The sequence below is a fragment of the Streptomyces sp. NPDC006393 genome (assembly GCF_040628575.1).
In the GTDB taxonomy this organism is placed as follows: Bacteria; Actinomycetota; Actinomycetes; order Streptomycetales; family Streptomycetaceae; genus Streptomyces.
Window position 1 is genome coordinate 1 of sequence record NZ_JBEXZD010000160.1, and the last position, 13,861, is coordinate 13,861.

A 13,861-nucleotide genomic window follows, 5' to 3' on the forward strand; every position below is an offset into this window, starting at 1 on the left:
CGCCAGCGTGGCGGCGGCCAGCGACGACATCGAGCCGGCGCCGATGACCAGGGCCTTCTTGCCGCGGGCCCAGTCGGAGACGGCCCTGTCCGTGGAGCTCGCGGACAGCTGCTCCAGGCCGAAGGTGACCAGGGACTGTCCGGCGCGGTCGATGCCGGTCTCGGAGTGGGCGCGCTTGCCCACCCTGAGGGCCTGCTGGAACAGGTCGTTCAGCAGGCGCCCGGCGGTGTGCAGCTCCTGTGCGCGGGCCAGGGAGTCCTTTATCTGGCCGAGGATCTGGCCCTCGCCGACGACCATGGAGTCCAGCCCGCAGGCCACCGAGAACAGGTGGTGGACGGCCCGGTCCTCGTAGTGGACGTAGAGGTAGGGGGTGAGCTCCTCCAGGCCGACGCCGCTGTGCTGGGCGAGCAGGGTGGACAGCTCGGCCACACCGGCGTGGAACTTGTCCACGTCGGCGTACAGCTCGATGCGGTTGCAGGTGGCCAGGAGCGCGGCCTCGGTGGCGGGCTCCGCGGCGACGGTGTCCTGCAACAGCTTGATCTGGGCGTCCGCGTTCAGCGAGGCCCGCTCCAGCACGCTGACCGGGGCGCTGCGGTGACTCAGCCCGACGACGAGAAGACTCATGCCGGCATCACGGCGGGGACGTCCCCGTCGGGCCCCTGGTCGGCGGACGCCTTGCGGGCGGCGGCAGCGGCAGCGGCGCCGCCGGGCAGCGCGGTGTCGGCGGCGGACTCCTCGCCGGCCTTGCGCTGCTCGTGGAAGGCGAGGATCTGCAGCTCGATGGAGAGGTCGACCTTGCGCACGTCCACGCCGTCCGGGACGTTCAGCACGGTCGGCGCGAAGTTCAGGATGGAGGTCACCCCGGCGGCGACGAGCCGGTCGCAGACCTGCTGGGCGGCGCCCGCGGGGGTCGCGATCACGCCGATCGACACGCCGTTGTCCTGGATGATCTTCTCCAGGTCGTCGGTGTGCTGGACCGGGATGCCGGCCACGGGCTTTCCGGCCATCGCGGGGTCGGCGTCGATGAGGGCGGCGACCCGGAAGCCTCGGGAGGCGAAGCCGCCGTAGTTGGCGAGCGCGGCGCCGAGGTTGCCGATACCGACGATCACAACCGGCCAGTCCTGGGTGAGCCCCAGTTCCCGGGAGATCTGGTACACGAGATACTCGACGTCGTAGCCGACGCCCCTGGTCCCGTAGGAACCGAGGTAGGAGAAGTCCTTGCGCAGCTTCGCGGAGTTGACCCCCGCCGCGGCCGCGAGCTCCTCGGAGGAGACCGTGGGTACCGAGCGCTCCGACAGTGCGGTCAGGGCTCGGAGGTACAGCGGAAGCCTGGCGACGGTGGCCTCGGGAATCCCTCGGCTACGGGTCGCCGGTCGGTGAGTTCGGCCAGTTGCCACGGTGCTCCTGCGGGTAGAGCGGGGCTGTGGGCGGTCATACGTCCCCAGACCGCCCCGTCGACAGCAGGCTATGTCTTTGTGAACGCGTGCACAAAGATTGTGTCCGATTTGCCCGGCCAACGTGACCGGGGTCACGCGCCCCCGGCGCACGCGCGGGGAACCGGCGCACTCGCACCCGCGTTCCTTCTTTGTTGGGGGCAAAACCGCACACGCTCCTCTACGATCCCCACCCCCGAGACCAGGTCGCCGTCGATCCTAAGCGACTTCCGGCCAGTTTGTACTCGTCGGTCAGTTCCCGGAACGGGCCGTCAGACAGACCCGCCGGTCAGTGCCTTGCGCAGCCGCTCCTCGTTCACGCGCCAGAAGGTGTGCTGCTCCCCGTCGATCAGCACGACCGGGATCTGCTCCCAGTACCGGTCGTGCAGCCGCGCGTCCTGCGTGATGTCCTTCTGCTCCCACGGCACGCCGAGCTCGGCGCAGACCTTCCCGACGACGGCCTGCGCGTCGTCGCACAGATGACAGCCGGGCTTGCGGACGAGCGTGACGAGCCGGTCCCCGGGAGCGGGGGTCTTACGGCGGAAGAGGGGACTCATGTCGGCCATTGTCGCCCCTCCCCGGCACGCATCCGCCACTTCCCCACGACCGCTTTCACCAGTTCCCACGGGCCGGGCCCCACGGCCCCTTTAACGACACGGACGCGCGGAGTTCACAGCCTGCGAACCTCATGGCTCCTTAAACCGCCGAACAGACTGGCTATGCTCACGCCATGGCCGCTCTCGGATGGCTCACCCCCCGTAGGCGCTCCGCCACCGCGCGGAGCGTGTTGGCAGGCGAGGCCTCGGCGGAGGCCGCGCGCAAGTCCTCGCAGGAGACGGACGTCGCACCGCCTCCCGAGGAAGCGCAGTTCCCGGTGCACGGGGACGACCGCGCCGCCGCCTTCTTCGACCTGGACAACACCGTCATGCAGGGCGCGGCGCTGTTCCACTTCGGCCGGGGCCTGTACAAGCGGAAGTTCTTCGAGACGCGCGACCTCGCCAAGTTCGCCTGGCAACAGGCGTGGTTCCGGCTGGCCGGCGTCGAGGACCCCGAGCACATGCAGGACGCCCGCGACTCGGCCCTCTCGATCGTCAAGGGCCACCGGGTCGCCGAGTTGCAGTCCATCGGCGAGGAGATCTACGACGAGTACATGGCCGAGCGGATCTGGCCGGGCACCAGGGCACTGGCCCAGGCCCACCTGGACGCCGGCCAGAAGGTCTGGCTGGTCACCGCCGCCCCGGTGGAGATCGCCCAGGTCATCGCCCGGCGTCTCGGCCTGACCGGCGCACTGGGCACGGTCGCCGAGTCGGTCGGCGGCGTCTACACCGGCCGCCTGGTCGGCGAACCGCTGCACGGCCCGGCCAAGGCCGAGGCGGTACGCGCCCTGGCGGCGGCGGAGGCCCTGGACCTGTCCCGCTGCGCCGCCTACAGCGACTCCCACAACGACATCCCCATGCTGTCCCTGGTCGGCCACCCCTACGCCATCAATCCCGACGCCAAACTCCGCCGCCACGCCCGGGAGATGGACTGGCGCCTGCGCGACTACCGCACCGGCCGCAAGGCCGCCAAGGTCGGCATCCCCGCCGCCGCGGGCGTCGGCGCGGTGGCCGGCGGCACCGCGGCGGCCATCGCCCTGCACCGCCGCCGTCGGTAGCAGCTGCACGGAGCGTAATCAGAGCCCACCCGAGACGGACCCCACGGCCCTCGGAAGGCTTCGCCATGCTCACGCATGTGCGACGCACCCGGATTCCGATCAAACGACCGAACATACCCGTGTACCGCCCTGGCCATTCCCCTTGGCGGTACACCGCCACAACACGCCCCCGACCGACACCGAACCCGGACCGTACCGGTCAACAAACGGTCACTCTACGGCACTTGATAGGGCGTCAATCGGTTACGGAAGCGACGTAATCGATGATTTGAGCAACTCGGTGTAGCAGCGCCTGTACGAAGCGTTATTCTCCTCAGACGCAAACCGGTACCCCTCCGTCGCCACGACGGGTGAACGGTTCCGCACTGCACGTGATGGAAGCTCTGCCTCTGGGAGTCCCGTGTACCCACACGTCGGGGTTGACGCCTCGGGCCTGGCTACGCTCCGCGCAACGGTCCTCGACCTGCTGCGCGGTCTCGTCCCCACCGCGTACGCCGGCCCCGCATTCGCCACCGCCGCCCCCGTAGGCCCGTGCTACGCGCTGGCCGAGGGCGGCGCCGCCGCCGTGGGCAGACGCGGGCGCCCGTCCGCCGGGGCGACCGCCCGCCGCCCGGCCGCGGACAGCGACAGCGCCCGGATGATGGACCTCGTCGAGCGCGCCCAGGCCGGCGAGGCCGAGGCCTTCGGCCGCCTCTACGACCAGTACAGCGACACCGTGTACCGGTACATCTACTACCGCGTGGGCGGCAAGGCCACCGCCGAGGACCTCACCAGCGAGACCTTCCTGCGCGCCCTGCGCCGCATCGGCACCTTCACCTGGCAGGGCCGCGACTTCGGCGCCTGGCTGGTCACCATCGCCCGCAACCTCGTCGCCGACCACTTCAAGTCCAGCCGCTTCCGCCTGGAGGTCACCACCGGCGAGATGCTCGACGCGAACGAGGTCGAGCGCTCCCCCGAGGACTCCGTCCTGGAGTCCCTGTCCAACGCCGCCCTCCTCGACGCCGTACGACGGCTCAACCCCCAGCAGCAGGAGTGCGTCACGCTCCGTTTCCTCCAGGGCCTCTCCGTCGCGGAGACCGCCCGGGTGATGGGCAAGAACGAGGGCGCCATCAAGACCCTCCAGTACCGTGCCGTACGCACCCTCGCCCGGCTCCTCCCGGACGACGCCCGCTGACCGGTCCACGCTCGGCGACCGCCAACTCACCCTCCGTCACGCCGCGTTGACTTCCCGACCGGATCCTCCGGCGTCCGTAACCGAAGTACCGAGCCGCTCGTTGTGCGGGATACAGGCTCCCTGTGGTCACGCCTTGGCCCACGCTGATCACTCGTTCGGGTGGTGCGGACGTGGGCGGGCAACCCTCAGGACCCCGGGGGAGTCGACCGTCATGACGAGAGGAGGTGCCGCCAGTGATCGCGAACGTATCGGCGCACCGGCGGGCGAACGCCTTCGCCCAGGCCCTGGAGGAGCTGTCCGACCGGGGCACGGCGGCCGAGCAGCCCGAAGGACCGGCCCCCGCCCCGGCAGCCGCGGAACAGACCGAGCAGGGCCGCCTGTTGGCTCTCGCCGACGGTCTGGGCGCGCTGCCCCGGCCGGAGCTGGACCCCGAGGTCAAGGTCGTCCAGCGGGCCCAACTGGTGGCCGCGATGGAGGCCATGATGCAGGAGGGCACCGCTGCGGGCGAGGCGAGTGACCTGTCAGTGCCCGGCCAGCGTTCCCATCGGGGCAAAGGCGCCCACCGGGCGAGCGGCCTGGGGAAACTACGGCCGCGCACGCGGCTGACCAAGGGCCTGGCGGCCGGCGGACTCAGCGTGGGTGTGGCCGCGGGAGCCTTCGGCGGTGTGGCCGCCGCCAGCTCCGACGCCCTCCCCGGTGACTCGCTGTACGGCCTGAAGCGCGGCATCGAGGACTTCAAGCTCAACTACCTGACCGACGGCGCCGACGAGCAGGGCCAGGCCTACCTCGACCTGGCCTCGACCCGCTTGAACGAGGCCCGCCGGCTCCTCGACCGCGGCCGCGGCGGCCACCTCGACCACGAGTCCCTGGGCGAGATCCGCCGCACCCTGACCGGGATGCGCCACGACGCGTCCGAAGGCCACCGCCTGCTGCACGAGGCGTACGAGCGCGACCCCGACCGGCTCGGCCCCATCCAGGCCCTCTCCACCTTCTCCAAGGCCCACCGCGAGACCTGGGGCGCCCTGCGCGAGAAGCTGCCGGTGCAGCTCGGCGACGTCAGTGACCAGGTGTCGTCGGTCTTCGACGCCATAGACCAAGAGGTCGCCCCGCTCCAGTCGCTGCTCCCCCAGCCCCCCGCCGCGGGCGCCGGCGACGGGAAACAGCACGGAACCGGTGCTCACGCCTCCTCCGAGCCGCCCGGCTCCAACCGGTCGGCCCGGCCGGGCAGCGGCACCCCCTCGGGCGGCCACCAGTCCCACAGCGGCAGCCCCAGCACCTCGGCCGGTTCCGGCGGCGAGAGCGGCGAGGGCCTGCTCGGCGGCACCACCGGCGGCCTGCTCGACCCGCCGAAGGCCAGTGGCAGCGCCTCACCCTCCGAGAGCAAGCCGCCCGCCGGCGGCCCGGACGTGACCATCCCGCCCCTCCTCCCGGGCCTCCTCCCCGGCCTCGGCATCGACAGCGAGGACGCGAAGTAGGCGTACGGCGACGGCGTCGGCGTCGGCATGCGGCACAGGCGAAACCCGGTCCGCGACGATGGGGGCGCCCTCAGCACGAGGGCGCCCCCATCGTCGTGGCACCGCCGGACTCACCGCCGTCCGGCTCCGAAGCACTCAGAAGAACACCGACCTGCGCTGCACCAGCAGCTTGTACAGCGTGTGCTGGATCTGCTCACGGACCTGGTCGGTCAGGTTGAACATCAGCATCGGATCCTCCGCCGCCTCCGGCGGATACCCGTCCGTCGGGATCGGCTCACCGAACTGGATCGTCCACTTCGTCGGCAGCGGGATCGCGCCCAGCGGGCCCAGCCACGGGAACGTCGGCGTCAGCGGGAAGTACGGGAAGCCGAGCAGCCGGGCCAGGGTCTTGGCGTTGCCGATCATCGGGTAGATCTCCTCCGCCCCGACGATCGAGCAGGGAACGATCGGCGCGCCCTGCCGCAGCGCCGTGGAGACGAAACCGCCACGGCCGAACCGCTGGAGCTTGTAGCGCTCGCTGAAAGGTTTCCCGATGCCCTTGAACCCCTCCGGCATCACCCCGACCAGCTCGCCCTGCCCCAGCAGCCGTTCGGCGTCCTCCGCGCAGGCGAGCGTGTGGCCCAGCTTGCGGGCGAGCTCGTTGACCACCGGCAGCACGAAGACCAGGTCGGCCGCGAGCAGCCGCAGGTGCCGCCCGGCCGGGTGGTGGTCGTGGACGGCGACCTGCATCATCAGCCCGTCCAGCGGCAGCGTCCCGGAGTGGTTGGCGACGATCAGCGCGCCGCCCTCCTTCGGGATGTTCTCGATACCCTTCACATCGACCCGGAAGTACTTCTCGTACACCGGCCGCAGCAGGGACATCAGCACCTGGTCGGTGAGCTCGGCGTCGTAGCCGAAGTCGTCGACGTCGTACTCCCCGGTCAGGCGCCGGCGCAGGAACGACAGGCCGCTCGCGACACGCCGCTCCAGGCCGCCGCGCCCGCCCGCACCTTCCTCGGTTCCCCCGGGCTCGCGCGCCGGCGGCGACGGCACTGACGGCCCCGCCTGGAGCTCCGGCCGGTCCTGCGGGATCTCGCCGGTCTCGGGACCGCCCTCCGGCCCGGCCGCCCTGGACGGCAGCGGCTGCACCTCCCGGACGACCGCGGGCTCGGCGCCGGAGCGCCGGCTCCCCGCGCTCCGGCGCCGCGACGGCCGTGCTCCGCCGCCCCCGCGGGACCGGTCGTCGTCGAACGGAATGACCTTGGCGTCCGCCATTGTTGCTGCGCTCCTCAGTTGGCGCTCTGCGTCGGGGGGTGGCCGCTGCCCCGGAGGGACAGCGCGGCGATCCGGTCGACGGCCCCCGAAAGGGCCTCCGGCGGCAGCAGTCCGGGGCCGCGGCTGCGGACGAAGTCCGCGAAGGTCTCCGCGGTCGTGTACTTGGGTGTGAAGCCCAGCGTCTCGCGCATCTGATCGGTGGCCACGACCCGGCCGTGGGTGAGCAGCCGGATCTGCTCCGGTGAGAAGTCCGTCATACCCAGCGTACGCACCAACGAGCCCGCCCACGTGACGGCGGGCAGCAGCAACGGCACCGTGGGGCGGCCCAGCCGCCGCGAGCACTGCGAGAGCAGCAGGACGCCGTCACCGGCGATGTTGAAGGTGCCGCTGTTCAGCGTGCCGCGCCGCGCCTCGTGCGAGGCGATCCGCAGGACCTCGATCACATCGTCCTCGTGCACGAACTGGAGCCGCGGGTCGTAGCCGAACACCGTCGGCAGGACCGGCAGCGCGAAGTAGGAGGCCAGCGGGGTGTCCACGGTCGGCCCGAGGATGTTGGCGAACCTGAGCACGCACACGGCCACGTCCGGCCGCCGCCGCGCGAAGCCGCGCACGTATCCCTCGACCTCGACCGTGTCCTTGGCGAAGCCGCCGCTGGGCAGGGACTTGGCCGGGGTGGTCTCGGTGAACACCGCGGGGTCGCGGGAGGCGGAGCCGTAGACGTTGGTGCTGGACTTCACCACCAGCCGCTTGACGCTCGGCGACTTCTGGCAGGCGCCGAGCAGCTGCATGGTGCCGATGACGTTGGTCTCCTTGACCGTCGCCCGGCTGCCGCCGCCCAGCGCGGTGCCGGTGACGTCCATGTGGACGACCGTGTCGGCGCCGGTCTCGGCGAGGACCCGCGCGATGGTGGGCTGCCGGATGTCCGCCTGGATGAAGTCCGCACCGCCCAGATGATGCTCGGGCGGGACCGCGTCCACGGCGACGACCCGGTCCACCTGCGCATCACGCTGGATCCGCCGTACGAACCGCCCCGCGAGCCGGCGGGCCACTCCGGTCACCAGCACGACCTGTCCCACGATCAGCGCCTTCCTTCGCGTCGCACACCGCGTTCCCCGTGGACGCCAACCTATCGGGTCGGTGTTGCGCTGTGATGACCGCCGGCTGCACGAAGTGACGAAAATGCCCCCACCAGGTGAGGAACGCGCGCGGCCCCCCACCAGGTGAGGTGGGGGGCCGCCGTCACGCTTTCGCGGTGCCGCGCACCAGATCCGCAGTGGATCACGGCGCGACGGACGTCACTACTTCTTGTTGCGACGCTGGACGCGCGTGCGCTTCAGCAGCTTGCGGTGCTTCTTCTTGGCCATCCGCTTGCGCCGCTTCTTGATAACAGAGCCCACGACTACCCTCGCTCACTTCTCATCACTCGGTGTTTGGGCGCCATGGGCCCACACGACCTACGAGGGGTCAGCCTACCCGTAGGAGCGCCGCTCTTGTTAATCGAGGTGTCCGGAGGGACCCGAAAGTGCCCTGTACCGCCTGTACGGGTCCCTCACCAGCTCGTCTGGTCGTCAGGCGGTTTCCACCCCCACATAGCTCTCACGGAGGTACTCGTGAACCGCCTGCTCCGGGACGCGGAAGGACCGCCCGACCCGGATCGCGGGCAGATGACCGCTGTGCACCAGCCGGTACACGGTCATCTTCGACACTCGCATCACCGAGGCGACCTCCGCCACGGTAAGGAACTGAACCTCGTTCAGAGGCCTCTCGCCAGCTGCAGCCATGACACACCTGCACCTTCCGCACTCGACGGCCACCGGCTTCCCCTTCCGGTGACTCTTCGTCGCTGCGTGCTCACTCCCCAGACTAGGGGCGGGTGATGCAAGTGGGGAAGAGGTGCACCCATCGGCGGCCTACTGTGACAGACACGCTCGATTGAGCACGTAGCGGGTGAGCGGGCGGTAGTAGGCGGCCCGCACCGCGTCGTCAAGCGGAACGACGACGGACACGCGCCCCTCCGCCTGCCCCACGAACAACGCGGGGTCGTCCGTATCGGCCAGCCCCATGGCCTCGAACCCCAGCTGACCTGCTCCGCAGACCCAGCCGTGGTCACCGATCACCAGCTCGGGCAGCGGGCCTCCGGCATCCGCGGCCGCCTCCAGCGCCAGCCGAACCGGGAGCGGCGAGTGCGAGTGTGCGCCCGGCTCACAACCGGGGTGTTCGCTCCCGGCCGGCCGCACCAGCCCGACGCCTCGTACGTATGCGAGGCGGTACGTACGTAGACCGAACCGGGTCGTTATGTCGATACAGCGACCCTGCGCCGGGGTGAGGACGGTACATCCCGCCGCCGACAACGCGTCCGCGAGCGCGGCGTAGAAACCGAGCAGGCGGTGCGGGTGCCCGGTGCCCAGGAGCACACACGCGCCGCGCCGGGCGACCGCGCCGAGCCGGTCCGCGAACGCCCCCAGAGCGGCGAGCGTCAGCTCCGGGTCGATCACGTCACGGCCGACGGTGTGCCGAGGATCGGCCGAGACCCCGCACCTTCGCGCCATCAACTCGATCAGATCCCGTTGCTCCCATGCCCGTTCGGGATCGATTCCGATCAGTGTCCGGGGATCCCGGGCCGCGAACAACCGATAGCTGCGCAGACTGGCCTCCCGGGTGGTGGCCACGACCCCGGCCAGTCCGGCACCCACCAGATGGGCACGCAGTGCGGCGGTGTTCAACACGAGTGCGATGGTGGCGGACGGAGAGCGGGGGCGTCCCGGGAACCACGGAACACCCCACGGTCGGCCTAACACAGAGATGACGGCAGGGACCCGACCGCCTACGCCAGCATCCCGCGCAGCGGGAACACCGCACGCCGGGTCGCCAGGATCGCCTGGTCCAGCCGGTCCGCCGGGTCGTACCCCGCCTCCCAGTCCGCCCAGGACACCGGCCACCGCCCGTCCGTCATCCGCATCGGCCCCAACTGCCGGGTCCGCGCGTACACTTCCTGCCGCCAGCTCTCCGGGATCACCGTCTCCGGCTCCACCGGCCGCCCCGCCGCGATCCCCACCAGATGCGTCCACGAGCGCGGCACGACCTCCACCACCGCGTACCCGCCCCCGCCCAACGCGACCCACCGCCCGCCCGCGTACTCGTGCGCCAGGTCGTGGCAGGCCAGCTGCACCGCCCGCTGCGCGTCCAGAGACACCGCCAGGTGCGCCAGCGGGTCCTCGAAGTGCGTGTCGGCGCCGTGCTGCGTCACCAGCACCTGAGGCCGGAAGTCGGCGAGCAGCTCCGGCACCACCGCGTGGAACGCCCGCAGCCAGCCCCGGTCCCCCGTCCCCGCCGGCAGCGCGACGTTCACGGCCGACCCCTCCGCCCGCCCGGCACCCGTCTCCTCCGGCCAGCCCGTCTGCGGGAACAGCGTCCGGGGATGCTCGTGCAGCGAGATCGTCAGCACCCGGGGGTCCTCCCAGAACGCCGCCTGCACCCCGTCCCCGTGGTGCACGTCGACATCGACGTACGCGACCCGCTCGGCCCCCAGTTCGAGCAGGCGCGCGATCGCCAGCGCCGCGTCGTTGTAGACGCAGAACCCCGAGGCCGAGCCCGGCATCGCGTGGTGCAGCCCGCCCGCGAAGTTCACCGCGTGGGACGCGTCCCCGTGCCAGACCGCCTCCGCCGCCCCCACCGACTGCCCGGCGATCAGCGCGGACACCTCGTGCATCCCGGCGAAGGCCGGATCGTCCAGCGTCCCGAGCCCGTACGAGCCGTCCGCCGACGCCGGATCCGCCGACGCGGCCTTCACCGCCTCGATGTAGTCCTCCCGGTGGACCAGCCGCAGCGTCGACTCCCCGGCCGGCTTGGCCGCCACCACCCGCGCCTCCCGGTCCAGCCCGAGGGCGTCGACCAGTTTCCGGGTCAGGGCCAGGCGGACCGGATCCATCGGATGGTCCCGCCCGAAGTCATACCCCGTTACTGCCTCGTCCCACATCAGCTGTGCGCGGCCGCTCATGCCCGCCACCGTATCGGTCCGGTTGAGCCTCGAACGACCTGGCGTACACCAACGTCACCAGCACCAACACCATCGGCACCAGCATCGCCCCGCGATAGCTCCACGCGTCGCCCAACGCGCCCACCAGCGGCGAGCCGACCAGGAAGCCGACGTAGTTGAAGATGTTGAGCCGCGCCACGGCCGCGTCCGAGGCACCCGGACCGTGATGTTCAAAAGCGTGCCGTCCCGCCGCCGCGAACGTCTGCGGCACCAGCACGCACAGGCCCAGACCCAGCAACGTGAACCCGAGCATCCCGACCCACGCCCCGGGCGCCGAGGCCACCACCGCGAACCCGCCGGCCGCCACCAGCGTCCCGAGCCGTACGACCGTCACGGCCCCCAGCCGCCGCACCCCGAAGTCCCCGATGGCCCGCCCCAGCAGCGTGGTCACCATGTACACGTTGTACGGCACGGTCGCCAGCTGCTCCGAACTGCCCAGCACGTCCTTCAGATACTTCGCGCTCCAGTTGGAGACGGTCGAGTCCCCGATGTAGGCGAAGGTCATCACCAGGCACAGCGGCAGCAGCAGCTTGAAGACGACGCCCCCGCCCTCGGCGCCCTGCCCCTCCGGGGAAGCCGGTTCCCCGTCCACATACCAGCGGCTCCCCACCAGCGTCGCCGGCAGCAGCACCGCCACCACGGGCAGATACGACACCCACAGCGCCAGATGCCAGTGCGCCCCCACCCAGGCCAGCGAGGCCCCCAGGATCCCGCCCAGGCTGTACACGGCATGGAAGCTGAGCATGATGCTGCGCCCGTAGGACCGCTGAAGGCTCACCCCTAGCATGTTCATGGAGGCGTCCAGCACGCCCACGGCCAGCCCGAACGCCGCGAGGGCGGCGGCCATCCCGACAAGGCGGTCCCCTGCCCCCACGCCGAGCAGGGCCAGCAGGACCACCGGCTGGGACCAGCGCAGCAACCGGCTCGGCCGCACCCGCCGCACCAGCCGCTCGGTGGTCACACTGCCGACCCCGGCCAGGATCGGCACGGCCGCCAGGAAGACCGGCAGCAGGGCGTCGGAGACGCCGTACCGGTCCTGGACGGCGGGGATCCGCGTCACGAGAAGGGCGAAGGCGACGCCCTGGGCGAAGAAGCTGAACGCCAACGAGGCCCTACCGCGCCGCAGCACTTCTGTCATGGCGGCGAGCGTAGGGCCCCGGGCTACCGGTGGGTAGATCCGGTCAAAGATGAATTCCGCTCAACTTCACCGGGTCATTCGGCGGCGGCACCGGACACCGCGAGGGCGGAAGCCGAGGACGGGGTCACCGTCGTGTGGTCGGTGGCTGTGGGGGTGGTCGGGGCGGTGGCGGTGCGGCAGGCGCGGCCGGTCTCGGCGAGGAGCATCCGCGCCATCGGCCCGGCGGCGAGAGCCCCGCCCGCGAGGAACCCTACCGTCATCGCACCAGCCATGATCACATTCCCGAGCCACACCATGGTGTCCACGGGCAGCGTGTAGGCCCCCACGACGCGCACCACGCACTCGCCGAGCAGCACCACGCCCCACACCACCGAGAAGACCTTCTCCGCGCGCCGGAACTCCGCCGAGCCGGCCACCAGCCGCGCCCACGCGGCCTCGCGCTCCGCGTCCCCCTTCACCAGCCAGGGCTTCATGCCCTCGGTCATCATCGGCCTGCCCAGTGCCACCGACACCAGGATCCCGATGCCGATCGCGCTGCTCACCCCGCTGTCCTTGGCGAGCATCAGCCGCGGGTCACCGGCCACCAGGCTGAGCAGCAACCCGACCACGTTGACGAAGAGGATGAGCGCGGCGAGCGCGTTCACCCTGCGCTCCCTGGCCACGCTCCACACGGTCCGCAGGGCGGGCACCACACTGCTCCACCCCAGGGCCGCGAGCGTGCTCATCCCGAACGCGTCCTTGAGCAGGTAGTACCCACCGACCGGCACCGCCACGTCCACCAGCAGGGGGGCGAGCTTCGCGCGCTTCGTGTTCGTCGTCATGCCCTCAGCTTCGCGGCCGAGAGGGGTCCTCCAGTAGAAACGATCGTCCGGAGGTCGGCATGACAAATGTCAGCCCCGGCCCGATGGCCTCGGTCATATCAGCAGGTCAGCCAACTCGCCCATGCTGGAGAAGAGTTGTGTCGCCGCGGCGAGCCTGGTCGCCGGCGTCATACCGGTGAACCCGAACACGTCCATCCCGGCCGCCACGGCCGCCTGCACGCCGAGCGGGGAGTCCTCGACGACCAGGCACCGCTCGGGCGCTACGCCCATCCGCCCGGCCGCGTACAGAAAGAGGTCGGGTGCCGGCTTCCCTCGCCCGACGTCCTGCGAGCTGAAGATGCGCTCTTCCGCGAACCACCGGTCCAGGCCGGTCGTCCGGTGTCCCACCCGGATCCGCTCATGACTGCCCGACGACGCCACGCAGTACGGCACCTCGTTGGCGGCCAGTTTGTCCAGCACCCCGGTGACACCGGCGACGGGCTTCAACTCCCGCTCGAACGCGGCGAAGACCCGGGCGTGGAAGACGTCGTCGAACTCGTCCGGCAGCCGCCTGCCCGTCCGCTCCAGGACCAGGTCGTGCACCCGGTGCATGGCCGACCCCATGTAGTCGCGGATGGAGTCCTCGTAGGAGGTGGGGTGCCCCAGTTCGGTGAGGTAGGAGGCGAGCAGCCTGTTGGAGATCGGCTCGCTGTCGACGAGGACGCCGTCGTTGTCGAAGATGACGAGGTCGTAGCGCATACACTCGAGCATAAACGCAGAAAAGGCCCACGCCTTTTCGGCATGGGCCTTTTCTGAAGAATTGTTCGGCGGTGTCCTACTCTCCCACAGGGTCCCCCCTGCAGTACCATCGGCGCTGTGAGGCTTAGCTTCCGGGTT

15 protein-coding genes are annotated in these 13,861 nt (G+C 70.9%); 3 read left to right on the top strand and 12 right to left on the bottom strand.

The window, feature by feature from the left end:
- From hemA to ABZ484_RS36450, 3 genes are all read right to left on the bottom strand, one after another.
- Positions 1-624 (bottom strand): glutamyl-tRNA reductase (gene hemA / locus ABZ484_RS36440; RefSeq protein WP_358870249.1); only part of this gene is annotated, 624 nt, incomplete at its 3' end.
- Complete coding sequence (locus tag ABZ484_RS36445; protein WP_358870250.1) at positions 621-1,397, bottom strand: redox-sensing transcriptional repressor Rex; 777 nt, start codon at positions 1,395-1,397, stop codon at positions 621-623. The genes hemA and ABZ484_RS36445, both read right to left, overlap by 4 nt.
- Positions 1,398-1,705: 308 nt before the next feature.
- The gene (locus ABZ484_RS36450; RefSeq protein ID WP_358870251.1) at positions 1,706-1,999 is read right to left on the bottom strand and encodes a glutaredoxin family protein; all 294 of its coding nucleotides are present in this window, start codon (positions 1,997-1,999) and stop codon (positions 1,706-1,708) included.
- Between the two features lie 164 nt (positions 2,000-2,163).
- On the opposite strand from ABZ484_RS36450, the gene ABZ484_RS36455 reads away from it, so the two are divergent.
- The 3 genes from ABZ484_RS36455 to ABZ484_RS36465 all read left to right on the top strand — a co-directional run bounded on the left by ABZ484_RS36455 (position 2,164) and on the right by ABZ484_RS36465 (position 5,736).
- Positions 2,164-3,087, top strand: coding sequence for an HAD-IB family hydrolase (locus ABZ484_RS36455; protein WP_358870252.1), 924 nt, complete (start codon positions 2,164-2,166; stop codon positions 3,085-3,087).
- Between the two features lie 400 nt (positions 3,088-3,487).
- Positions 3,488-4,261 carry an ECF subfamily RNA polymerase sigma factor, BldN family gene (locus tag ABZ484_RS36460; RefSeq protein WP_030174146.1) on the top strand — a complete coding sequence of 258 codons (774 nt, stop codon included), beginning with the start codon at positions 3,488-3,490 and terminating at the stop codon, positions 4,259-4,261.
- Positions 4,262-4,494: 233 nt separating this feature from the next.
- Positions 4,495-5,736, top strand: coding sequence for a DUF5667 domain-containing protein (locus ABZ484_RS36465; RefSeq protein ID WP_358870253.1), 1,242 nt, complete (start codon positions 4,495-4,497; stop codon positions 5,734-5,736).
- Between the two features lie 135 nt (positions 5,737-5,871).
- Here ABZ484_RS36465 and ABZ484_RS36470 read toward each other — a convergent pair whose 3' ends face one another.
- The 9 genes from ABZ484_RS36470 to ABZ484_RS36510 form a co-directional block, all read right to left on the bottom strand.
- Positions 5,872-6,990: a 1-acyl-sn-glycerol-3-phosphate acyltransferase gene (locus ABZ484_RS36470; RefSeq protein ID WP_358870254.1), complete on the bottom strand. Its 1,119-nt coding sequence runs from the start codon at positions 6,988-6,990 to the stop codon at positions 5,872-5,874.
- A gap of 14 nt (positions 6,991-7,004) precedes the next feature.
- Entirely contained in the window at positions 7,005-8,066 is a 1,062-nt protein-coding gene (locus tag ABZ484_RS36475; RefSeq protein ID WP_358870255.1) for an NAD-dependent epimerase/dehydratase family protein, read from the bottom strand.
- Positions 8,067-8,288: 222 nt separating this feature from the next.
- Positions 8,289-8,387: an AURKAIP1/COX24 domain-containing protein gene (locus ABZ484_RS36480; RefSeq protein WP_003948845.1), complete on the bottom strand. Its 99-nt coding sequence runs from the start codon at positions 8,385-8,387 to the stop codon at positions 8,289-8,291.
- Positions 8,388-8,558: 171 nt separating this feature from the next.
- Positions 8,559-8,771: a helix-turn-helix domain-containing protein gene (locus ABZ484_RS36485; RefSeq protein ID WP_004984898.1), complete on the bottom strand. Its 213-nt coding sequence runs from the start codon at positions 8,769-8,771 to the stop codon at positions 8,559-8,561.
- Between the two features lie 129 nt (positions 8,772-8,900).
- Complete coding sequence (locus ABZ484_RS36490) at positions 8,901-9,716, bottom strand: phosphatase (protein WP_358870256.1); 816 nt, start codon at positions 9,714-9,716, stop codon at positions 8,901-8,903.
- A 98-nt stretch (positions 9,717-9,814) separates the two neighbouring features.
- Positions 9,815-10,987: an acetoin utilization protein AcuC gene (locus ABZ484_RS36495; RefSeq protein WP_358870257.1), complete on the bottom strand. Its 1,173-nt coding sequence runs from the start codon at positions 10,985-10,987 to the stop codon at positions 9,815-9,817.
- Positions 10,938-12,164, bottom strand: a complete 1,227-nt coding sequence (locus ABZ484_RS36500) for an MFS transporter (RefSeq protein WP_358870258.1) — start codon at positions 12,162-12,164, stop codon at positions 10,938-10,940. Before ABZ484_RS36500 ends, ABZ484_RS36495 begins: the two co-directional genes overlap by 50 nt.
- A 74-nt stretch (positions 12,165-12,238) precedes the next feature.
- The gene (locus ABZ484_RS36505) at positions 12,239-12,985 is read right to left on the bottom strand and encodes a VC0807 family protein (protein ID WP_358870259.1); all 747 of its coding nucleotides are present in this window, start codon (positions 12,983-12,985) and stop codon (positions 12,239-12,241) included.
- Between the two features lie 93 nt (positions 12,986-13,078).
- Positions 13,079-13,723 (bottom strand): HAD family hydrolase, encoded by a 645-nt coding sequence (locus ABZ484_RS36510; protein ID WP_358870260.1) that lies wholly within the window; start codon positions 13,721-13,723, stop codon positions 13,079-13,081.
- Positions 13,724-13,861: the final 138 nt, after the last annotated feature.